The sequence below is a fragment of the Micromonospora sp. CNZ280 genome, from assembly GCF_011759515.1.
In genome coordinates this window covers 554,855-574,974 of record NZ_JAAOYP010000002.1, presented here as the reverse complement: position 1 = coordinate 574,974, position 20,120 = coordinate 554,855, and the positions used below count along the sequence as shown (strand labels likewise).

General features: G+C 74.9%; 18 protein-coding genes. 13 read left to right on the top strand and 5 right to left on the bottom strand.

The window, feature by feature from the left end; all coding sequences use genetic code 11:
* Positions 1-4: 4 nt before the first annotated feature.
* The 4 genes from FHX32_RS17655 to FHX32_RS17640 all read left to right on the top strand — a co-directional run bounded on the left by FHX32_RS17655 (position 5) and on the right by FHX32_RS17640 (position 4,111).
* A complete protein-coding gene (locus tag FHX32_RS17655) occupies positions 5-727 on the top strand; it encodes an ABC transporter ATP-binding protein (RefSeq protein WP_167184066.1) in 723 nt (240 codons plus the stop codon).
* Positions 728-752: 25 nt separating this feature from the next.
* A complete protein-coding gene (locus FHX32_RS17650) occupies positions 753-1,631 on the top strand; it encodes a branched-chain amino acid ABC transporter permease (protein ID WP_167184061.1) in 879 nt (292 codons plus the stop codon).
* Entirely contained in the window at positions 1,628-2,743 is a 1,116-nt protein-coding gene (locus tag FHX32_RS17645) for a branched-chain amino acid ABC transporter permease (RefSeq protein WP_167184058.1), read from the top strand. The genes FHX32_RS17650 and FHX32_RS17645 overlap by 4 nt, the downstream gene beginning before the upstream one ends.
* A gap of 84 nt (positions 2,744-2,827) precedes the next feature.
* Positions 2,828-4,111 carry an ABC transporter substrate-binding protein gene (locus FHX32_RS17640; protein ID WP_167184055.1) on the top strand — a complete coding sequence of 428 codons (1,284 nt, stop codon included), beginning with the start codon at positions 2,828-2,830 and terminating at the stop codon, positions 4,109-4,111.
* A gap of 66 nt (positions 4,112-4,177) precedes the next feature.
* Here FHX32_RS17640 and FHX32_RS17635 read toward each other — a convergent pair whose 3' ends face one another.
* Positions 4,178-5,398, bottom strand: a complete 1,221-nt coding sequence (locus tag FHX32_RS17635) for an acetyl-CoA C-acetyltransferase (RefSeq protein WP_167184052.1) — start codon at positions 5,396-5,398, stop codon at positions 4,178-4,180.
* Positions 5,399-5,530: 132 nt separating this feature from the next.
* On the opposite strand from FHX32_RS17635, the gene FHX32_RS17630 reads away from it, so the two are divergent.
* The 5 genes from FHX32_RS17630 (at position 5,531) to FHX32_RS17610 (ending at position 11,995) form a co-directional block, all read left to right on the top strand.
* On the top strand, positions 5,531-6,301 hold the full coding sequence (locus FHX32_RS17630) for an SDR family oxidoreductase (protein WP_167184049.1): 771 nt from the start codon (positions 5,531-5,533) through the stop codon (positions 6,299-6,301).
* Entirely contained in the window at positions 6,298-7,263 is a 966-nt protein-coding gene (locus FHX32_RS17625) for an SDR family oxidoreductase (protein WP_167184046.1), read from the top strand. Before FHX32_RS17630 ends, FHX32_RS17625 begins: the two co-directional genes overlap by 4 nt.
* Positions 7,263-8,495 carry an acyl-CoA dehydrogenase family protein gene (locus FHX32_RS17620; protein ID WP_167184043.1) on the top strand — a complete coding sequence of 411 codons (1,233 nt, stop codon included), beginning with the start codon at positions 7,263-7,265 and terminating at the stop codon, positions 8,493-8,495. Before FHX32_RS17625 ends, FHX32_RS17620 begins: the two co-directional genes overlap by 1 nt.
* Positions 8,496-8,544: 49 nt before the next feature.
* Entirely contained in the window at positions 8,545-9,156 is a 612-nt protein-coding gene (locus FHX32_RS17615) for a TetR/AcrR family transcriptional regulator (RefSeq protein WP_167184040.1), read from the top strand.
* Positions 9,157-9,247: 91 nt separating this feature from the next.
* Positions 9,248-11,995 (top strand): LuxR family transcriptional regulator, encoded by a 2,748-nt coding sequence (locus FHX32_RS17610; protein WP_167184037.1) that lies wholly within the window; start codon positions 9,248-9,250, stop codon positions 11,993-11,995.
* A gap of 69 nt (positions 11,996-12,064) precedes the next feature.
* On the opposite strand, the gene FHX32_RS17605 is transcribed toward FHX32_RS17610, so the two are convergent.
* Genes FHX32_RS17605 through FHX32_RS17595 form a run of 3 tightly spaced genes read right to left on the bottom strand, consistent with a single transcriptional unit; the run spans position 12,065 to position 15,267 of the window.
* Positions 12,065-13,138, bottom strand: a complete 1,074-nt coding sequence (locus tag FHX32_RS17605; protein ID WP_167184033.1) for an alcohol dehydrogenase catalytic domain-containing protein — start codon at positions 13,136-13,138, stop codon at positions 12,065-12,067.
* Positions 13,135-14,553 (bottom strand): aldehyde dehydrogenase family protein, encoded by a 1,419-nt coding sequence (locus FHX32_RS17600; protein WP_167184030.1) that lies wholly within the window; start codon positions 14,551-14,553, stop codon positions 13,135-13,137. The genes FHX32_RS17605 and FHX32_RS17600 overlap by 4 nt, the downstream gene beginning before the upstream one ends.
* Before the next feature lie 48 nt (positions 14,554-14,601).
* Positions 14,602-15,267, bottom strand: a complete 666-nt coding sequence (locus FHX32_RS17595; protein WP_167184027.1) for a TetR/AcrR family transcriptional regulator C-terminal domain-containing protein — start codon at positions 15,265-15,267, stop codon at positions 14,602-14,604.
* 88 nt (positions 15,268-15,355) lie between these two features.
* Between FHX32_RS17595 and FHX32_RS17590 the strand changes: the two genes are divergently transcribed.
* From FHX32_RS17590 to FHX32_RS17575, 4 genes are read left to right on the top strand one after another with little or no spacing between them, the layout of a single operon-like run.
* Entirely contained in the window at positions 15,356-16,504 is a 1,149-nt protein-coding gene (locus tag FHX32_RS17590; protein WP_167184024.1) for an acyl-CoA dehydrogenase family protein, read from the top strand.
* A 15-nt stretch (positions 16,505-16,519) separates the two neighbouring features.
* Entirely contained in the window at positions 16,520-17,278 is a 759-nt protein-coding gene (gene fabG, locus FHX32_RS17585; RefSeq protein ID WP_167184021.1) for a 3-oxoacyl-ACP reductase FabG, read from the top strand.
* 33 nt (positions 17,279-17,311) lie between these two features.
* A complete protein-coding gene (locus FHX32_RS17580; RefSeq protein ID WP_167184018.1) occupies positions 17,312-18,484 on the top strand; it encodes an acyl-CoA dehydrogenase family protein in 1,173 nt (390 codons plus the stop codon).
* On the top strand, positions 18,481-18,933 hold the full coding sequence (locus FHX32_RS17575; protein WP_167184015.1) for a MaoC family dehydratase: 453 nt from the start codon (positions 18,481-18,483) through the stop codon (positions 18,931-18,933). The genes FHX32_RS17580 and FHX32_RS17575 overlap by 4 nt, the downstream gene beginning before the upstream one ends.
* Before the next feature lie 43 nt (positions 18,934-18,976).
* Here FHX32_RS17575 and FHX32_RS17570 read toward each other — a convergent pair whose 3' ends face one another.
* Complete coding sequence (locus FHX32_RS17570; RefSeq protein ID WP_167184012.1) at positions 18,977-20,053, bottom strand: spore photoproduct lyase family protein; 1,077 nt, start codon at positions 20,051-20,053, stop codon at positions 18,977-18,979.
* Positions 20,054-20,120: the final 67 nt, after the last annotated feature.

The following is a 20,120-nucleotide window of genomic DNA, read 5'->3' as shown; positions in this document are numbered from 1 at the left end:
CGGGATGAGCGGCGACGACCTGCTCGTGGTGCGCGGGCTGGTGGCCGGCTACGGCGCCGCGCCGGTGCTGCACGGGGTCGACCTCGCCGTGCCGGCCGGCACCATCGCCGCGGTGGTGGGGGCGAACGGGGCGGGCAAGACCACCCTGCTGCGCGCTCTGTCCGGCATGCTGCGCCCGCTCGCCGGTCGGGTCACGCTGGCCGGCGACGACCTGCGCGGCGTACCGGTGGAGCAACTGGTCCGGCGCGGCCTGGCGCACGTGCCGGAGGGACGGGGCGTGGTCGGCGAGCTCACGGTGGACGAGAACCTGCGGCTCGGCGGGTTGTGGCGGCGCGACCGGGCCGACGCGACGCGCGCCCTGGACGAGGTGTACCAGCTGTTCGAGCCGCTGGCCCGGCGCCGGCGGCACCTCGGCCACCAGCTCTCCGGCGGCGAACGGCAGATGCTCGCCCTCGGCCGGGCGCTCGTCGGGCGACCCCGGCTGCTGCTGCTCGACGAGCCGTCGCTCGGTCTGGCACCGCGAGTGGTCGCCCAGACCATGGCCCTGCTGCGCCAGTTGCGCGATCGCACCGGGCTGACCGTGCTGCTGGTCGAGCAGAACGTGCGCAGCGCGCTGTCGGTCGCCGACCAGGGCGTGGTGATGGCGCTCGGCCGGGTGGTCAGCACCGCGCCGGCCGCCCGGCTGCGCGACGACGACGACCTGCGCCACGCCTACCTCGGTTTCTGACCACCTCGTCCCCGCGGGAGGACTGTTGGACCGCTTCGTCTTCCTCACCCTCGACGGCCTGTCCCGGGGTGCGGTCTACGCCGCGTTCGCGCTGGCCCTGGTGCTCATCTGGCGGGCCGCCCGGATCGTCAACTTCGCCCAGGGCGCGATGGCCGTGGCCACCGCGTACGTCGCCTACAGCGTGTCGGCCGCGACCGGCTCGTACTGGCTGGGTTTCCTGGCCGCGCTGGCCGCCGGGCTGGTGCTCGGTGCCGCGGTCGACCGGGTGGTGATGCGCTTCGTCGACCACCGGTCGCCGCTCAACCCGGTGATCGTCGCGCTCGGCCTGGTGCTGCTGATCCAGGCGGTCCTCGGCATGGTCTACGGCAACGAGTTCCTGCCCGCCGAGGCGCCGTTCTCCCGGTCCGCGCTGACCCTGGCGGGGGTCGCCGTGCTCTCCCCGTACGACCTGTTCGCGTTCGCCGCGGTCGGGGTGGTGGTGGTCGGGTTGGCCTGGATCTTCACCCGCACCGCCGTCGGGCTGCGGATGCGCGCCGCGGCGTTCGCTCCCGAGGTGTCCCGGCTGCTCGGGGTCGACGTCGGCGGCATGCTCACCCTCGGCTGGGCGCTGGCCTCCGGGGTGGGTGCGTTGGCCGGCATGCTGGTCATCCCCACCGAGCTGGGCCTGCACCCGCACGCGATGGACCTGGTCTTCGTCTCGGCGTTCACCGCCGCCGTGGTGGGTGGGCTGGACAGTCCACCGGGGGCGGTGGTCGGCGGGCTCGCGGTGGGCCTGCTGCTCTCCTACGTCAGCGGGTACGCCGGCAGCGACCTCACCCCGCTCGCCGTGCTCGTGCTGCTGCTGGCGGTGCTGCTGGTCCGTCCCGGCGGGCTGTTCGCCCCGGTCGCCGCGAGGCGGGTGTGAGCGCCACCCGGGCGGCCGCGCCGCCGCGCACCCCGGCACCGGACGCCGAGGCCCGCCCGGCCGATGCGCGCCGCGTCCCGACCCTGCTGCGCCACCTCGGCGTCGCGCTGGTCGCCGCGCTGCTGTTGGTGGCCGCCAGCTACGGCCTGGACCCGTTCCGCAACTTCCAGCTCGCCACGGTGGCGGCCTACCTCTGCGCCACCGCCGGGCTGACCGTGCTGACCGGACTCAACGGGCAGCTCTCGCTGGGGCACGGCGCGTTGATGGCCACCGGCGCGTACACGGTGGCCTGCTGCCAGACCGCGTTCCTCGACGCCGGGCTCACCGGCGGCTGGTGGCTGGCCGTCTCGCTGGTCGCGGCGGTGCTGGCCGCGCTGGCGGTCGGCGCCGTGGTCGGGGTGGCCGCGGCCCGGCTGCGCGGGCCGTACCTGGCCGGGGTGACGCTGGCCGTCGCGGTGGTGGTGCCAGCGCTGACCGTCACCTTCGACGGCGTCTTCAACGGCGAGCAGGGGCTGTCGGTGCCGGTGGAGCCGCCGCCGGCCGCGCTCGGTGCGTACTTCCCCTACGAGCGCTGGCAGCTCTGGGTGGCCGCGGCGGCCACCCTGCTCGCCCTGGTGCTGCTGGCCAACCTGGTCCGCAGCCGGTACGGCCGCACCTTCCGGGCGGTGCGCGACGACGAGGTCGCCGCCCGCCTCGCCGGCATCCACGTGGCCCGCACCCAGGTGCTCGCCTTCGTGGTCAGCGCAGCCGGCGCCGGGCTCGGTGGAGCGTTGCTCGCCGTGCTCGCGCAGAGTGTCTCGCCCGGGGCGTTCTCGCTGACGCTGTCGCTCTTCCTGCTGATGGCGGTCGTCATCGGCGGCCTGGGCAGCCTCGCCGGCGCGCTCTGGGGCGCCGTGCTGCTGGTGCTCCTGCCCGACCTCACACACACCCTGACCGAGCAGTTCACCCTCTCGCCAGCCGTGGCGCAGCGGATGGAGGGCAACCTTCCGCTGGCCATCTTCGGGGTCACCCTGATCGTCGTCATGATCGCCGCGCCTGGCGGCGTGCAGGGCCTGGTGGCCCGCCTCGGCCGGGCGCTGTCCGCCCGGCTGCCGGGCCGCCGGCGGTCCTGAACCGGCCCGGGTCCCCGTCCGCACCCCGCTCCACCCCGCCACCCGCCAACCAGAAACCGGACCGAGGAAAGGTCGGTGTCCCACATGCCACCCTCGACACGACGCGGTCTCGCGATCGCCGCCGCCATCACCCTGCTCGTCGCCTCCGCCGCGTGCGGCGGCGACGACGGGGGGTCGGGACGCGGGCCGGTGCCCGGCGTCACCGACACCGAGATCGTGGTCGGCACGCACATGCCGCTGACCGGCCCGGCCTCGGCCGGCTACTCCAAGATCGCGCCGGCCACCAAGGCGTACTTCGACTACGTGAACGCCAACGGCGGCGTGCACGGCCGGAAGATCACCTACAAGATCATGGACGACGGGTACAACCCGGCGAACACCCAGCAGGTGGTCCGCCAGCTGGTGCTGCAGGACAAGGTCTTCGCCGTGCTCAACGGGCTCGGCACGCCGACGCACACCGGGGTGCTCGACTTCCTCAAGAGCAACCGGGTGCCGGACCTCTTCGTCGCCTCCGGCAGTCGCAGCTGGGACCAGCCGGACAAGTATCCGGGCACCTTCGGGTTCAACCCCGACTACACGGTGGAGGGCAAGATCCTGGCCAACCACGTGAGGACCGCGCTGCCCGGCAAGAAGGTCTGCTTCCTCGGCCAGGACGACGACTTCGGGCGGGACAGCCTGGCCGGGGTGGAGCAGGTGCTCGGCGCCGGCGCGGTGGCGGCCAAGCAGACGTACGTCACCAGCAACACCAACGTGGCGCCGCAGATCGGCGCGTTCAAGGCCGCCGGCTGCGAGGTGGTCGTGCTGGCCACCGTGCCCGGATTCACCGCCCTGGCCGTCGGCACCGCTGCCCGGCTGGGCTTCAAGCCGCAGTGGCTGGTCTCCAACGTCGGCGCCGACCACCCCACCCTGGCCAAGCAGCTCGGCGACGCCGCGCCGCTGCTGGAGGGCATGATCGGCGTCAACTACCTGCCCATGCAGAACGACACGGCGAACCCGTGGATCCAGCTCTTCACCAAGGTCAACAAGGAGCACAACGGGGACGCGCCATTCGACGGCAACACCGTCTACGGGATGGCGGTCGGCTACCTCTTCGTGCAGGTGCTCCAGGCCGCCGGCAAGGACCTCACCCGGGAGTCGGTGCTGGCGGCGGTCAGCAGGGGCGGCTACCAGGGCCCGGGGCTGGCTCCGCTGCGCTTCTCCGACACCGACCACTCCGGCTACGGCGGCGAGCGGCTGACCCGGGTCAGCGGCGGCGTGCAGGCGTACTTCGGGCCGGCGTACGAGACGGACGAGGGCGACGGCCCGGTGCGTGAGTACACCGTCGCCCCGGTAACCCCGCCGGCCAACGGGATCCCCACCGCCTCCTGAGCCCGGCGCCGGGCCCGGTCAGCGTCGACCGGGCCCGGCACCGTGGCCGGGCCCGGTCGGCCCTGGTCAGCTGAGCCGTTCGACGATCATCGCCATGCCCTGCCCGCCGCCCACGCACATCGTTGCCAGCCCGACCTGCCGGTCGTGCCAGCGCAGCGAATTGAGCAGCGTGGTGGTGATCCGGGCGCCGGTCATGCCGAACGGGTGGCCGACCGCGATCGCGCCGCCGTTGACGTTGAGCCGGTCCCAGTCGACGCCGAGCTCGCGGGCGCTCGGCAGCACCTGGGCCGCGAACGCCTCGTTGATCTCGACCAGGTCGACGTCCGCGATGGACATCCCGGCGCGGCGCAGCGCCCGCCGGGACGCCGCCACCGGCCCGAGCCCCATGATCTCGGGGGAGAGGGCGCTCAGGCCGGTGGCGACGATCCGGGCCAGCGGGGTGATGCCCAGCTCCCGGGCCCGTACGTCGGACATCACCACGAGCGCGGCGGCGCCGTCGTTGAGCGGGCAGGAGTTGCCGGCGGTCACCGTGCCGTCCGGCCGGAACACCGGCGGCAGCGCGGCCACCGCCGCCAGGGTCACCCCGGGGCGCGGTCCGTCGTCGGCGGCGACCACCGTGCCGCCGGGCACGGCGACCGGGGTGATCTCCCGCGCCCAGAAGCCGTCGGCGATCGCCTTCTCGGCCAGCAGCTGCGACCGCACGGCGAACTCGTCCTGGCTCTCCCGGGAGATGCCGCGCAGCTGGGCCACGTTCTCCGCGGTCTGTCCCATGGCGACGTAGACGTCCGGCAGTTCGCCGTCCTCGCGCGGGTCGTGCCAGGCCGACGCTGCGCCGGCGGTTCGCGTGGCGGTACGCGCCGTCGCGTCGCCGAACCGCGGGTTGGTGCTGTCCGGGTGCCCGTCGCTGCGGCCCCGGTGGTAGCGGGAGACGCACTCCACCCCGGCCGAGACGAACACGTCGCCCTCGCCGGCGCGGATGGCGTGCAGCGCCATCCGGGTGGTCTGCAGCGACGAGGAGCAGTACCGGTTGACGGTGGTGCCGGGCAGGTGGTCCAGGCCGAGCAGGACGGCCACCACGCGGGCGAGGTTGTAGCCCTGCTCGCCGGCGGGCTGGCCGCAGCCGAGCATCAGGTCGTCGATCTCGGCCGGGTCCAGCTCGGGCACCTGGTCCAGGGCGGCCCGCACGATGGTGGCGGCCAGGTCGTCCGCGCGCAGTTCGCGCAGGGAGCCCTTGTTGGCCCGTCCGATCGGTGATCGGGCGGCGGCGACGATGACGGCTTCCGGCATGGCGGGTCCTTTCCGGGAAGAATATATCTGCACCGACGGTGCGGTTACTGCTGCGGCCGTGTCAACGAATTGTGAGATGGTCATCGGCATCCGTCGTTGACGACCCGGACCTGGCCTCCTACTATCTGCATCGTGAATGCAGATTCAGGGCGGTTGGCCGGTCGGGTCGCGTTGGTCACCGGAGCGAGTCGAGGAATCGGCCTGGCCATCGCCCGCCGGCTGGTCGCCGAGGGTGCCCGGGTCGGCCTTACCGCCCGTCATCCGGAGGCACTGGCCGAGGCGGTAGCCGAGCTGGCCGGCCCGACCCGCGCGGTGGCCGTGGCCGGCCGGGCCGACGACGCCGAACACCGCCGGGCCGCGGTGCACCGGGTCACCGAGGCGTTCGGGCCGGTGGACGTCCTGGTCAACAACGTCGGCATCAACCCGGTCCACGGGCCACTGGCCGAACTGGACCTGGCCGCGGCCCGCAAGATCCTCGACGTCAACCTGGTCGGCACGCTCGGCTGGGTGCAGGAGGTCCGCGCGGCGGGGATGGCCGAGCGCGGGGGTTGCGTGGTCAACGTCTCCTCGATCGCCGGGCTGACCCCCTCGCCGGGCATCGCCTTCTACGGCGTGAGCAAGGCCGCCGTCAACCATCTCACCGCCTGCCTCGCCGTCGAGCTGGCCCCGGCGATCCGGGTCAACGCGGTCGCCCCGGCCGTGGTGAAGACCCGGTTCGCGGCCGCGCTGCACGAGGGCCGGGAGGCGGAGGTCGCCCAGGCGTACCCGCTGGGGCGGCTCGGCGTACCCGAGGACGTGGCCGGCGCGGTCTCCTTCCTCGCCTCCGCCGACGCGGCCTGGATCACCGGGCAGACCCTGGTCCTCGACGGCGGGGTCGGCCTCGTCGGCCGGATCGCCGGATGACCGCGCCGGCCGCGTCCCGCGGCCTGGTCGTGGCCGGGGCCGGCGTGGTGGTCACCGGGGGCGGCTCCGGCATCGGCGCCGCCCTGGCCGCCCGGTTCGCCGCCGACGGCGCCCGGGTGGTGGTCAACGACCTCGACGCCGCGGCCGCCGAAGCGGTGGCGGCGCGGATCGGGGGGTACGCCCGCCCCGGCGACGCGGCCGACCCGGCCGGTGTGGCCGACCTGGTCCGCTTCGCCCGCGACCGCCTCGGCGCGGTCGACCTGTTCTGCGCCAACGCCGGGGTGGCCCCGCCCGGCGGCGTCGACGCCCCGGACGAGACGTGGCAGCGGGCGTGGCGGGTGAACGTGATGGCGCACGTGCTCGCCGCGCGCGAGCTGTTGCCGCACTGGCTCGCCGCCGGTCGCGGCCGGCTGCTGGTCACCGCGTCCGCGGCGGGCCTGCTCACCCTGCTCGGCAAGGCGCCCTACTCGGTGACCAAACACGCCGCGCTGGGCTTCGCCGAGTGGCTGCGCGCCAGCTACGCCCACCGCGGCATCACCGTCCAGGCGCTCTGCCCGCGGGGGGTGCGGACGCCGATGCTGGCCGCCGCCGACGACACGAGTGCCGCCCTGCTGGACGCCACCGCGGTCAGCTGCGCGCAGGTGGCCGACTGCGTCAGCGCGGCGCTGGCCGACGACCGCTTCCTGGTGCTGCCGCACCCCGAGGTCGCCGCCTGGTACGCGCGCCGCGCCGCCGACCCGGACCGCTGGCTGCGCGCGATGAACCGCACCCAACGCGAGGTCGAGCGGCGGGGCACCGGCCGGCCCGCCCCCGACCCCCGGCCCGCCCCGCCCGACCTCGACCCGCCGCCGGAGGTGGCCGACCTCGACCCGAGGCCGGAGCCGTCCGGCCTCGACCCGCGGCCGGAACCGCCTGGCCTCGACCCGGCGGCGGCCGACCCCGACCCGCACCGGAGCGCCTGATGGACTTCCGCTACGACGAGACCACCGAGCGGCTGCGCGAGAAACTGCTCGCCTTCATGACCGAGCGGATCTACCCGGCCGAGCCCGTGTTCGACGAGCAGTCGGCGGCGCGGGTCGATCCGTGGGTCGCCCCGCCGGTGGTCGCCGATCTGCAGGCCGAGGCCCGCCGGCGCGGCCTGTGGAACCTCTTCCTGTCGGGCGAGCACGGCGCGGGCCTGACCAACCTGCAGTACGCCCCGCTGGCCGAGATCACCGGCTGGTCGCCCGGGCTCGCTCCGGTCGCGCTGAACTGCGCGGCGCCGGACACCGGCAACATGGAACTGCTGGCCCTGTTCGGCACCCCGGAGCAGCGGGAGCGCTGGCTCGGTCCGCTGCTGGACGGCCGGATCCGCTCGGCGTTCGCGATGACCGAGCCGGCCGTGGCGTCGTCCGACGCCACCAACATCGCCACCCGGATCGAGCGCGACGGCGACGAGTACGTGGTCAACGGCCGCAAGTGGTTCGTCACCGGCGCGCTCGACCCGCGCTGCGCGGTCTTCGTCGTGATGGGACGGACCGACCCCGACGCGCCCCGGCACCGGCAGCAGAGCCAACTCCTGGTGCCGCGCGACACCCCGGGTGTCACCGTCCGCCGGGGGCTGCGCACCTTCGGGTACGACGACAGCGACCACGGCGGACACGCCGAGATCGACTTCGTCGACGTCCGGGTGCCGGTGGGCAACCTGATCGGGGCGGAGGGCGACGGCTTCGCCATCTCGCAGGCGCGGCTCGGGCCGGGCCGGGTGCACCACTGCATGCGGCTGGTCGGCATGGCCGAGCGGGCCGTCGAGCTGATGTGCCGGCGGGTCGCCGACCGGCACGCGTTCGGCGGGCCGCTGGCCGGGCAGGGGGTCATCCGGGACTGGATCGCCGAGGCGCGGGTCCGGTTGGAACAGGCCCGGTTGCTGGTGCTCAAGACCGCCTGGCTGATGGACACGGTCGGCAACCGGGCCGCGCACACCGAGATCCAGGCGATCAAGATCGCGGTGCCGGAGACCGCCCAGTGGGTGATCGACCGGGCCGTGCAGGCGCACGGTGCGGCCGGGGTCAGCCAGGACACGCCGCTGGCCCGGCTCTGGGTGAAGGCCCGCGCGCTGCGGCTGGCCGACGGCCCGGACGAGGTGCACCGGCAGTCGCTGGCCCGGCGGGAGCTGCGCCGGCACCAGCCGTTCCGGCCGGCGGCCCGCGACTAGACTCCCGAGGCGGTGGGGACGCGTGGCAGCGGTGAGAGGGAGAGCACGGATGGGCGGGGCCGACGCGCCGGGCCGGGTCGACGGCCGGACCGCCCGGGCCGAGCGCACCCGGGCGGCGATCGTCGAGGCACACCTCGCGCTCATCTCCGAGGGCGACCTGCGGCCGACCGGCGAGCGCATCGCCGAACGGGCCGGCATCTCGCTGCGCACGCTGTGGACCAACTTCAAGGACATGGAGACCCTCTTCGAGGCCAGCGGCGCGGAGGTGCTCCGCCAGCAGGACGCCGCGTACCGGCCGATCTCGCGGACGCTGCCGCTGGCCAAGCGGGTCGACGCGTACTGCCGGCAGCGGGCCCGGCTGCTCCAGCTGGTCGCCCCGTCGGCGCGGGCCGCCCAGATGCGCGAGCCGGTCTCCGCGCAGCTGCACCGCAACCGGCTCAAGCACATCGACCGGGTCCGCGACGAGGTCGAGCAGCTCTTCGCGGCCGAGCTGGCGCAGGCCGGGCCGGGTCGGGAGCAGCTGGTGCACGCGCTGGTGGCGGCGAGCATGTGGCCGGCCTGGTCGATGCTGCGGGACGGGCTGGGGCTGGGCGTGGACCAGGCCCGGGCGGTGATGGCCCGCACCGTTGGCGCGCTGCTGGCCGACGTGGCCGGCCGCTGACGGGCTGTCGCCTGCTGGCCAGCCAGGCAGCCAGCCAGCTCGCGCGGAATCGACTCTTTCCTTCCGGTTTCCGATAGGTGACACTCGATGCATGGTTACTGCATCGACAGTGCAATTAACCGGGCTGTCGGGCCGCGACGCCGAGTGTGCGGCCATCCGGCGGCTGCTCGACGGGCCGCCGGACGCCGGGGGCGCGCTGCTGCTGTGGGGCGAGCCGGGAGCGGGCCGCAGCGCGCTGGTCGGCTACGCGCACCGGCAGGCCGGCGACCGTACCGTGCTGGCCGGCGCGGGGCTCGCCGAGGAGGCGGCGCTGCCGTACGCGGGGCTGCAACGCCTGCTCGACCCGCTGCTCGACCGGGCCGACGCACTGCCGGAACCGCAGCGCGGGGTGCTGCGGGCGGCGCTGGCCGGCGCCGGCTGTCCGGCCCACCGCCGGCTCGCCCTGTCGATGGCCGTGCTCGGGCTGCTCGCCGCCGCCGGCCGGGACCGCCCGCTGCTGTGCACCATGGACGACGTCGACCGGGGTGATCCGCAGACCGCCGAGGTGCTGGGTTTCGTGGCCCGCCGGCTGCGCGACCTGCCCGTCGCCGTGCTGCTCACCGCGGGCACGGACGCGGTGGCCGGGGGAGTGCCCCGGCACCGGTTGCGGCCGCTCGACGAGCCTGCCGGCGCCGCCCTGCTCGCCGACCGGCTGCCCGGCCTCGCCCCGGCGGTGGCGGCGGCGCTGACCGCAGTCGCCGGCGGCAACCCGCAGGCCCTGGTCGACCTCGCCGAGGTGCTCACTCCCGGGCAGTGCCGGGGCGACGAGCCGCTGCCGGAGATTCCGCCGGTCGACGGCGCGCTGGGCCGCGGCTACCGCGCCCGGCTGGACCGGCTGCCGGCCGACACCCGGCGCGTGCTGCTGCTGGCCGCGCTCGACCCGGACGGCGAACCGGCCACCCTGGTCCGGGCCGCGCGGGCCGCCGGCACCGCGATCGAAGCCCTCGCCCCGGCCGAGGCCGCCGGCCTGGTCCGGGTCGACGCGCGGCGGGTCACCCTGCCGCAACCGCTGGCCCGGGCGGTGGTCGCCCAGAGCGCTCCGCTGGCCGCGCGGCGCGCCGCCCACCTGCTGCTCGCCGGCGTGCTCGACGGCCCCGACCAGCGGCTACGTCGCGCCCTGCACCGGGCCGCCGCGGCCGAGCCACCGGATCCGGCCCTGGCGGCGGAACTCGAGGCGGCGGCCGCCGACGCCACCCCGGAGACCGCCGCGGCGGCGCTGGCCCGGGCCGGCGAGCTCAGCGCCACGCCCCGGCAGGCCGCGGCCCGGCTGGTCGCCGCGGCCCGGCACGCCTGGACCGCCGGCCGGCCGCAGTGGACGCGCCGACTGCTGGCCGACCCCCGGGTGAGCGGCCCGGCCGACCCGGCCACCGCCGCCCGGGCCGAGCTGCTCCGCGGTGAGCTGGAACTGCGCTGCGACGCGCCGTCGCTCGCCTCGGCCACCCTGCTGGCCGCCGCGGCGGCGGTGTCCGGCGTCGACCGCCTCGCCGCCCTCGGCGCGCTGGTCCGCGCCGGCGAGGCGGTCTGCTTCACCGGCGACCAGTACCGGTACGCCGAAGTGGCCCGCCGGGTGGCGGCGCTGCGCCGCCCGGGCGACCCGCCCGCCATCGAGCTGATGACCGCGCTGGCCGCCGGCGTGGCGGCGACGCTGCGCGGCGACCACGAGCGGGGTGGGCCGGCGCTGCGTCGGGCCGTCGTGCTCGGCAACCGGTTGACCGGGCCGGCCCTCACCCCGTCCGCGCTGACCTGCGCGGCGGTCGCCGGCCTGCTGGTCGCGGTGGACGGCGCCGCCCACCGGCTCGCCGAGCGCGCCGTCGAGCTGGCGCGCGCCCGCGGCGAGCTGTCCCTGCTCTCCCGGGCGCTGGAGCTGCGCGCCATCGCCGAGTACTGGCTGGGCCGGCACGACGCGGCGACGGACACGTCCCGGAACGGGCTGCGCGTCGCTCGGGAGTCCGGCCAGGTCAACTGCGCCGGCGTGCACCTGGGCATGCTCGCGGTGCTGGCGGCGATACGGGCGGACCGGGACACCAGCCTGCGCCGGATCCGGGAGATCGGGGAGGTGGCCATGCCGTACAGCCGCCCCCGGGCGCTGGCGCAGTGGGCCCTCGCCGTGCTCGACCTGGTGGACAACCGGCACGACGCCGCCGCCGCTCGGCTGACCGCCCTGGCCCGCCCCGGCATCGGCCGGGGGCAGGTGCTGATCCAGGTGATGGCCACCCCGTACCTGGTGGAGGCCGCCGCCGGCACGGCGCACCGGCCGGCGGCCGCCGCCGCGCTCGCCGTCTTCGACCGCTGGGCCAGCAGCACCGCCAGCCCGTCCCGCCGGGCGCTGTCGGCGCGCTGTCACGCGCTGCTGGCGCCCCGCGGCAGCGCCGCGGCCGAGCAGGGGTTCCGCGCCGCGCTGCGGCTGCACCCGGCGGACGCCGGCGCGTTCGAGCGGGCCCGCACCGAGTTGCTGCTCGGCCGGGAGCTGCGCCGCAACCGCCGCCCCCGGGACGCCCGGGAGCACCTGCACACCGCCCGGGAGGCCTTCGGCCTGCTCGGCCTGGCCGCCTGGGCCGAGCAGGCCACCACCGAGCTGCGCGCGGCCGGCGAGTCGGTCGGCACGCCGGACCTGCCGGCGGCGCGGCTGCTCACCGGCCAGCAGCTGCGGATCGCGCAACTGGTCGCCGAGGGGGCCACCAACAAGGAGATCGCCGCCCGGATGTTCCTCTCCACCCGGACCGTCGACCACCACCTGCGCAACATCTTCCACCGGCTCGGCATCCGCTCGCGTACCGAACTGGCCCGGGTGCTCGCCTGACGACCGCCTTGCCGGCACCGGCGCCGTTTCGAGCGGCGGTCCGGGCGGGCCGGTGGCGAGCGGCGATGGTCAGGGCACCACGACGGTGCGGGCGCCCTCGCCGCGGGCCATCCGGTCGAACGCCGCCGCGGCGCCGTCCAGGCCGGTCCGGTCGGTGATCAGGGGAGCCAGGTCGAGGGCGCCGTCGAGCACGGCCCGGGCGAGTTCCGGCACGTCCCGGTCCGGATCGGACGAACCGTAGACCGAGGAGCGCAGCGTGCGTGCCGAGTGGAAGATGTCCAGCGCGCTGAGCCCGACCATGTCGTCCTTCCCGCCCATCCCCACCACGGTCACCTGCCCGCCGCGCCGGGTGGCTCGCCAGGCGGCGCGGATGGTGGCGCCGCGTCCGACGCACTCCAGCGCGTGGTCGACGCCGCGGCCGCCGGTCCGCTCCCGGATCGCCTTGCCGAGCGAGTCGTCGGCGAGCAGGAAGTCGGTGGCGCCGGCCGCGCCGGCCAGCTCCGCCTTGGCCGGCGACACGTCGACCGCGAGCACCGGGTCTGCGCCGGCCGCCCGGGCGGCGGAGACCACCGACAGGCCCACCCCGCCGAGGCCGATCACCGCCACCGAGTCGCCGGGCGCCACCCGGGCGGTACGGCGCACCGCGCCGACTCCGGTGAGCACGGCGCAGCCGAGCAGCGCCGCGGCGTCGAACGGCAGCTCCGCCGGCACCGGGATGACCGCGTCCTGCGGCACCACCACCTCCTCGGCCAGCGCGCCGAGACCGAGCGTGACGTGCAGCGGGTCGCCGGTCGACGTCCGGCCCCGCGCGGCGGCCGGGGACCCGGACCGCTCGCAGAGCCACGGCTCGCCGCGCCCGCAGTACCAGCACCGCCGGCACGGTGGCGCCCAGTTCAGCACCACGTGCGCGCCGGGTGCGACCCGGTCGACGCCGGCGCCGACCTCGACCACCACGCCGGCGGCCTCGTGCCCGAGCACCAGCGGGTACGGCGGCGCCAGGGTGCCGTTGACCATGGACAGGTCGGAGTGGCAGACCCCGGCGGCCCGGACGGCCACCCGTACCTCGCCGGGCCCCGGGGCGGGCAGCTCCACCTCCTCCACCCGGAGCGGCTCGCCCACCGCCCGGGCGACCAGCGCCCTCACCGCTGGATGGCCTTGGTCTGCAGGAACTCGTCCAGCCCGTAGCGGCCCAGCTCGCGACCGAGGCCGGACTGCTTGTAGCCGCCGAACGGGGCGAGTGGGTTGAACGGCGCGCCGTTGATGTCGACCGCCCCGGTGCGCATCCGTCGGGCGACCCGCAGCGCCCGCTGTTCGTCGCCGGACCAGACGGCGCCGGCCAGCCCGTACCGGGAGTTGTTGGCGACGGCGACGGCCGCGTCCTCGTCGTCGACCGGGATGACCGCGAGCACCGGGCCGAAGACCTCCTCCTGGGCCAGCGCGCTGTCGGGGTCGACGTCGGCGATCACCGTCGGGGCGACGAAGTAGCCGCGTTCCGGCAGCGGGACGTCCGGGCCGCCGGCGACCAGCCGGCCGCCGTCGGCCAGCCCCCGGGCGACGTGCCCGGTGACCCGGTCCCGCTGGGCGGCCGAGACGAGCGGGCCGAGCCGGGTGTCCGGGTCGAACGGGTCGCCGAGCCGGTAGCCCTCGGCGACCTTGGCGGCCAGGGCCAGCGCCTCGTCGTAGCGGTCCCGGTGCACCAGCATCCGGGTCCAGGCGGTGCAGGTCTGGCCGGAGTTGAGGAAGGCGTTGCCCACCCCGACCTTGACCGCGGTGGCCAGGTCGGCGTCGTCGAGGATCACGTTGGCGGACTTGCCGCCGAGCTCCAGGGCCACCCGGGCGATCCGGTCGGCGGCCAGGTGGGAGATCCGCCGCCCGGTGGCGGTCGAGCCGGTGAAGGAGACCATGTCGACGTCCGGGTGGGCGGCGATGGCCTCGCCGACCTCCGGGCCGGTGCCGGGCACCAGGTTGACCACCCCCGGCGGGAACCCGGCCTCGTGGATCGCGTCGAAGAGCAGGTAGGCGGTGAGCGGGGTCAGCTCACTCGGCTTGAGCACCACGGTGCAGCCGGCGGCCAGGGCCGGCGCCAGCTTCGCCACCACCTGGTGCAGCGGGTAGTTCCACGGGGTGATCGCGCCGACCACACCGACCGGCTCGCGGACGACCAGCGAGTTGCCGACCGTCTCCTCCGCCGGTGGTTCGGCGGCCAGGTCGACGTAGCTGCGCAGCACCCTCAGCGGTAGCCCCGCCTGCACCCGGACGGCGATCTTCAGCGGAGTGCCCAGCTCCGTCGCGACGGTGTTGGCGACCGTGTGGGCCCGCGCGGTCAGCGCGGCGTGCAGCCGGTCCAGCGCGGCGGCCCGGTCGGCCGGGTCGGTGCCGGCCCAGCCGGGGAAGGCGGCCCGGGCCGCCGCGACGGCCCGGTCGACGTCGGCCGCCGTGCCCGCCGGGACGGTCGCGACCACCTCCTCGGTCGTCGGATTGCGCACCGCCAGGGTCTGCCCGGAGGACGCGGCGACCCAGGCCCCGTCGAGGTAGAAGTCGGTCCGTGCGAGATCCATGACGCCCCTCACGTACGTCGGTCAAAACTAGCGGTGCAAGTTTTGACTCTAGTACGCCGTGCCGGCGGGCGGGAGGGGCGGAAGTGGCCCGATGTGCTCCTCGTAGGTGCGCGACAGCCCGTCGATGAGCGCGTCGAGGCCGAGCGCGAAGGCGCCCTCGTCCACCCGCTGCTGGTGCTCGGCGAGCCGGTGCGCCTGGGTCAGGTGCGGGTACTGCTCGGCGTAGAGGCTCGGGTCCTCCACGAAGCCGCGGGCGAACGACCCGAGCGCCGAACCCGCGACGAAATAGCGCATCAGCGCGCCGATGTGGGTGGCCCGGGCGGGTGGCCAGCCCGCGTCGACCAGTCCACCGTAGACGGCGTCGGCCATGGCCAGCGCCGCCGGCCGGCGCCCCGGCCCGCGGGCCAGGTACGGCACGATGTTCGGGTGCGCGGCCAGCGCCGCCCGGTAGGAGTGCCCCCACCGGCGCAACGCCTCGCGCCAGTCGACGTGGCCGAAGAACGACACGTCCACCTGGCCGGTGACGCTGTCGGCCACCGCGTCGAGGATCTCGTCCTTGGTGGCGAAGTGGTTGTACAGCGACGGCCCGCGTACCCCGAGTTCGGCGGCGAGTCGGCGGGTGGAGAACCCCTCCAGGCCCTCCGCGTCGATCAGCGCGGCGGCGGCCTCGACGATCCGCTGCCGGCTGAGCAGCGCCTGCCGCGGCCGGGGCATGCGTCCCTCCCTCGCTCGATGGTCCGCCGCAAACTCTGCCACAACAGGGTCTGGACGGAATTAAACTTGCAGCGCTAGTTTATCCGCCATGGACCTTCAGCTCTCCGCCGAGCAGGCTGCGGTCCGCCGGCTCGCCGCGGAGTTCGTCGACCGCGAGCTGACCCCGTACGCGGCGGCCTGGGACCGGCGCGAGTCGGTGGACCCGGCGATCGTCGGCAAGCTCGGCCAGCTCGGTTTCCTCGGGCTGACCATCCCCGAGGACGACGGCGGCTCCGGCGGCGACCACCTCGCGTACTGCCTGGTGCTGGAGGAACTCGGCCGGGGCGACTCGGCCGTGCGGGGCATCGTCTCGGTGTCGCTCGGGCTGGTCGCCAAGTCGATCGCCGCGCACGGGTCCCCGGCGCAGCGGGCGCAGTGGCTGCCCCGGCTCTGCGCCGGCACCGCCCTCGGCTGCTTCGCGCTGACCGAACCGGACAGCGGCTCGGACGCCGCCGCGCTGACCACCCGAGCGGTCCGCGACGGCGGCGACTGGCTGCTCACCGGCACGAAGACGTTCATCACCAACGGAACCACCGCCGACGTCGCGCTGGTCTTCGCCCGCACCGGCGGGCCGGGGCACCGGGGCATCAGCGCGTTCCTCGTGCCCACCGACGCGCCCGGTCTCACCCGGCGCGGGATCCACGGCAAGCTCGGCCTGCGCGGCCAGGCCACCGGCGAACTGCGCTTCGACGGCGTACGGGTGCCGGACTCGGCGCGCCTCGGCGAAGAGGGGGAGGGCTTCCGGCTGGCGCTGGCCACCCTGGCCAAGGGCCGGATGTCGGTCGCCGCCGGCTGCGTCGGCATCGCCCAGGGCTGCCTGGACGCCGCGGTCGGCTACGCCGGGCAGCGCACCCAGTTCGGCAAGCCGATCGCCGGCCACCAGCTGGTGCAGCAACTGCTCGCCGCCATCGCGGTGGACACCAACGCCGCCCGGCTGCTGGTGTGGCAGGTCGCCGACCTGATCGACCGGGGCCAGCCGTTCGCCACCGAGGCGTCGATGGCCAAGCTCTTCGCCAGTGAGGCCGCCGTCCGCGCGGCGAACAACGCCGTCCAGGTCTTCGGCGGCTACGGCTACATCGACGAGTACCCGGTCGGCAAGTACCTGCGCGACGCCCGCGTCGCCACCCTCTACGAGGGCACCAGCCAGATCCAGCAGCTGCTCATCGGGCGCGCGCTCACCGGCGTGAACGCCTTCTGACCCCAGGGAGCAACCGTGACCAGATTCGCCGACCGGGTCGCCGTCGTCACCGGCGCCGCGCAGGGCATCGGCGCCGCGACCGCGCGGCGGCTGGCCGCCGAGGGCGCCGCCGTCGCCGTGGTCGACCTCGACGCGGAACGCAGCCGCGCCGTCGCCGACGAGATCACCGCGACCGGCGGCCGAGCCGTCGGCATCGGCGCCGACGTGACCGACCCCGAGGCGGTCGCCGCGATGACCGACCAGGTGGTGCGCGCCTACGGCGGGTTGCACGTGCTGGTGAACAACGCCGGCATCACCCGCGACGACCTGCTGTTCAAGATGCCGCTGCAACGCTGGGAGGCGGTGCTGACCACCAACCTGACCAGCATGTTCCTCTGCTGTCAGGCGGTCCAGCAGCACATGGTCGCGGCCCGCTACGGGCGGATCGTCAACCTCAGCAGCCGCTCCGCCCTCGGCAACCGGGGCCAGGTCAACTACGCGGCGGCCAAGGCCGGCGTGCAGGGCCTGACCGCCACCCTCGCCATCGAGCTGGGGCCGTTCAACATCACCGTGAACGCGGTCGCCCCGGGCTACGTGGCCACCGCGATGACCGCCGCCACCGCGCAGCGGGTGGGCGCCAGCCCGGAGGAGCACCAGCGGATGGTCGCCGAGCACACGCCGCTGCGCCGGGTCGCCCAGCCGGCCGAGATCGCCTCGGTGATCGCCTTCCTGGCCAGCGACGACGCCTCGTACGTCAGCGGCCAGACCCTGTACGTCAACGGCGGCGCGCGCTGAGGCGCGCGTACCAGCTCAGCACCCGGAGGGGACATGGACTTCGCGCTTTCCGACACCGAGCGGGCCATCCGCGACACCGCCCGCGACTTCATCACCAAGGAGGTCATGCCGCTGGAGCAGGAGCTGCTCCGGCGGGAACGGGCGCACCGGCCCGGGCTGGAACCGGGTGAACTGCGCGAGTTGCAGCTCAAGGCCCGCGCGTTCGGCTTCTGGGGGCTGGCCACCCCGGAGGAGTACGGCGGCATGGACCTCTCCGCCGTCACCCAGTCGTTGATCTGGACCGAGATCGGCCGCTCGTTCGTGCCGTTCCGGTTCGGCGGCGAGGCCGACAACATCCTGTTCCACTGCAACGAGGAGCAGAAGCGGGAGTACCTGATCCCGACCATCGAGGGCGAGCGGCGCAGCTGCTTCGCGATCACCGAGCCGGGCGCCGGATCGGACGCGGCCAACATCAAGCTCAGCGCCCGCCGCGACGGCGACGACTGGATCCTCAACGGCGAGAAGACCTTCATCACCGGCGGCAACGAGGCCGACTTCGCCATCGTGATCGCGGTGACCGACCGGGAGAAGGGGGCGCGCAACGGCGGCGCCACCGCCTTCCTGGTGGACCGGTCGATGGGCTGGCGGTCGGAGTTCATCCAGACCATGGGTGAGGGCGGCCCGGCCTCGCTGGTCTTCGACGACGTCCGGGTGCCCGGCCGCAACATCCTCGGCGAACTGGGGCAGGGCTTCACCCTGGGCATGGAGTGGATCGGCAAGGGCCGCTACACCATCCCCTCGCACGCGGTCGGCATCGCCGAGCGCGCCCTGCGGATGGCGATCGACCAGGCCAACAACCGGCGGACGTTCGGCCGGCCGATCGGCGAGAACCAGGCGATCCAGTGGATGATCGCCGACTCGGAGACCGAGCTGGAGGCGGCCCGCTGGCTCATCCTGCGGGCCGCCTGGACGGTGGACCAGGGGATGGACCCGCGGCACGCCTCGTCGATGGCGAAGCTGTACGGCGCCGGCATGGTCAACCGGGTGGTCGACCGGGTGCTCCAGATCCACGGTGGCATGGGCTACACCCGGGAGCTGCCGATCGAGCGCTGGTACCGGCAGGTCCGGCTCTACCGGATCTTCGAGGGCACCGACGAGATGCAGCGGCTGATCATCTCCCGTGACCTGCTGCGCGGCTACACCAAGCTCGGAGGGCACCTGGCATGAGGACCTTCGCCTCCCTCGACGACCTGGCCGCCGCGGTCGGCGAGACCATCGGCCCCGGCGACTGGCAGCGGGTCGACCAGAGCCGGGTCGACCTCTTCGCCGATGCCACCGACGACCATCAGTGGATCCACGTCGACCCGCAGCGGGCCGCCGCCGGCCCGTTCGGCGGCACCGTCGCGCACGGCTACCTGACGCTGTCCCTGCTGCCGGCGCTGGCCGGCCGCCTCTACCGGGTGCACGGGGTGCGGATGGGCGTCAATTACGGGCTGAACCGGGTGCGGTTCCCGGCCCCGGTCCGGGTCGGCAGCGCGATCCGGGCCAGCGCCACCATTGCCGAGGTGTCCCGGGTGGACGGCGGCGTGCAGCTGGTCGCCGCGGTCACCGTGGAGAGCGACGCGGGCGGCAAGCCGGTCTGCGTCGCCGAGACGGTCAGCCGCCTCTACGCCTGACCCGCGCGCCGGCCGGGCCCACGCGGCCCGGCCGGCTCCGCGCCTAGAAGGCGTACCGGATGCGGCAGTACGGCGTCCGGGCCGTGATCAGCTCGGTCAGCGCGGCCACGTAGCGGCCCTTGTGGCCGGTGCGGTAGCGCACGTTCCAGCCGCCGGTCTGCGAGCGCTTCGGCTGCTGGAGGTCCGGGCGCCAGAGCAGTTCCTCGGCCTTCGGGTGCCAGCCGAGGTTGACCTCGTGCAGCCGGTCGTTGTGGGTGAGGAAGACGACCTCGGCGGCGAGCTGCGCCCTGGCCCGGGGCCCGATCCCGGCGTCGAGCTGGTCCAGCAGCTCCGCCCAGTCGTCGAGCCAGCCGTCGCGGACCACCACCGGGCTGAAGTTGACGTGCACCTCGTATCCGGCGGCGACGAAGTCGTCGATGGCGGCGATCCGCTCGGCGACCGGTGAGGTGCGGATGTCGAGCAGCTTGGCGTCCCGGGCGGGCATCAGCGAGAACCGGATCCGGGTCCGCCCGCGCGGGTCCCAGTCGAGCAGGTCCCGGTTGACGTGCTTGGTGGCGAAGCTGGCCTTCGCGGTGGGCAGGTCGCGGAAGCAGGTGACCAGGTCGCGGACGTTGTCGCTGACCCAGGCGTCCAGCGAGCAGTCGGAGTTCTCGCCGATGTCGTACACCCACGCGTGCGGGTCACACTGGTTCGGGGTGTCCTTGACGCCCTGCCGGGCCACGTGCCGGGACAGGTAGCCGGTGATCCGCTCGATGTTGGCGAAGACAGTGATCGGGTTGCTGTAGCCCTTGCGCCGCGGCACGTAGCAGTAGGCGCACGCCATGGCGCAGCCGTTGGCGGTGGACGGCGCGATGAAGTCGCTGGAGCGGCCGTTGGGCCGGGCGGTGAGCGACTTCTTCACGCCCAGCACGAGGGTCTCGGTCTTGATCCGCACCCAGCGGGCCACGTTCGTCTCGTCGCCGTACAGCTCCGGGATGCGGGCGTGGCTGTCGATCTCGATCCGCTCGGCGTCGGGAAAGCGGGCCAAAACCTGCTGGCCGCGCGGGAGCGCGGCGGCGTCCGGCTCCACGAAGATCCGCCGGATGTCGAGCAGCCGGGACTGCGGGACGACGTCGGTCACGAACCGGTACAACTGCGGACCGACCGCCCGTCTTCCCGCGCGGAGCCGACGTTTCCCGCCGGGCGTG

Bases quoted from the DNA above. Each gene is read 5' to 3' on its own strand.
- FHX32_RS17655 (WP_167184066.1), top strand. From the start codon at position 5: ATGAGCGGCGACGACCTGCTCGTGGTGCGCGGGCTGGTGGCCGGCTAC.
- FHX32_RS17640 (WP_167184055.1), top strand. From the start codon at position 2,828: ATGCCACCCTCGACACGACGCGGTCTCGCGATCGCCGCCGCCATCACC.
- FHX32_RS17635 (WP_167184052.1), bottom strand. From the start codon at position 5,398: ATGCCGGAAGCCGTCATCGTCGCCGCCGCCCGATCACCGATCGGACGG.
- FHX32_RS17625 (WP_167184046.1), top strand. From the start codon at position 6,298: ATGACCGCGCCGGCCGCGTCCCGCGGCCTGGTCGTGGCCGGGGCCGGC.
- FHX32_RS17620 (WP_167184043.1), top strand. From the start codon at position 7,263: ATGGACTTCCGCTACGACGAGACCACCGAGCGGCTGCGCGAGAAACTG.
- FHX32_RS17615 (WP_167184040.1), top strand. From the start codon at position 8,545: ATGGGCGGGGCCGACGCGCCGGGCCGGGTCGACGGCCGGACCGCCCGG.
- FHX32_RS17610 (WP_167184037.1), top strand. From the start codon at position 9,248: ATGGTTACTGCATCGACAGTGCAATTAACCGGGCTGTCGGGCCGCGAC.
- FHX32_RS17600 (WP_167184030.1), bottom strand. From the start codon at position 14,553: ATGGATCTCGCACGGACCGACTTCTACCTCGACGGGGCCTGGGTCGCC.
- FHX32_RS17595 (WP_167184027.1), bottom strand. From the start codon at position 15,267: ATGCCCCGGCCGCGGCAGGCGCTGCTCAGCCGGCAGCGGATCGTCGAG.
- FHX32_RS17590 (WP_167184024.1), top strand. From the start codon at position 15,356: ATGGACCTTCAGCTCTCCGCCGAGCAGGCTGCGGTCCGCCGGCTCGCC.
- FHX32_RS17580 (WP_167184018.1), top strand. From the start codon at position 17,312: ATGGACTTCGCGCTTTCCGACACCGAGCGGGCCATCCGCGACACCGCC.
- FHX32_RS17575 (WP_167184015.1), top strand. From the start codon at position 18,481: ATGAGGACCTTCGCCTCCCTCGACGACCTGGCCGCCGCGGTCGGCGAG.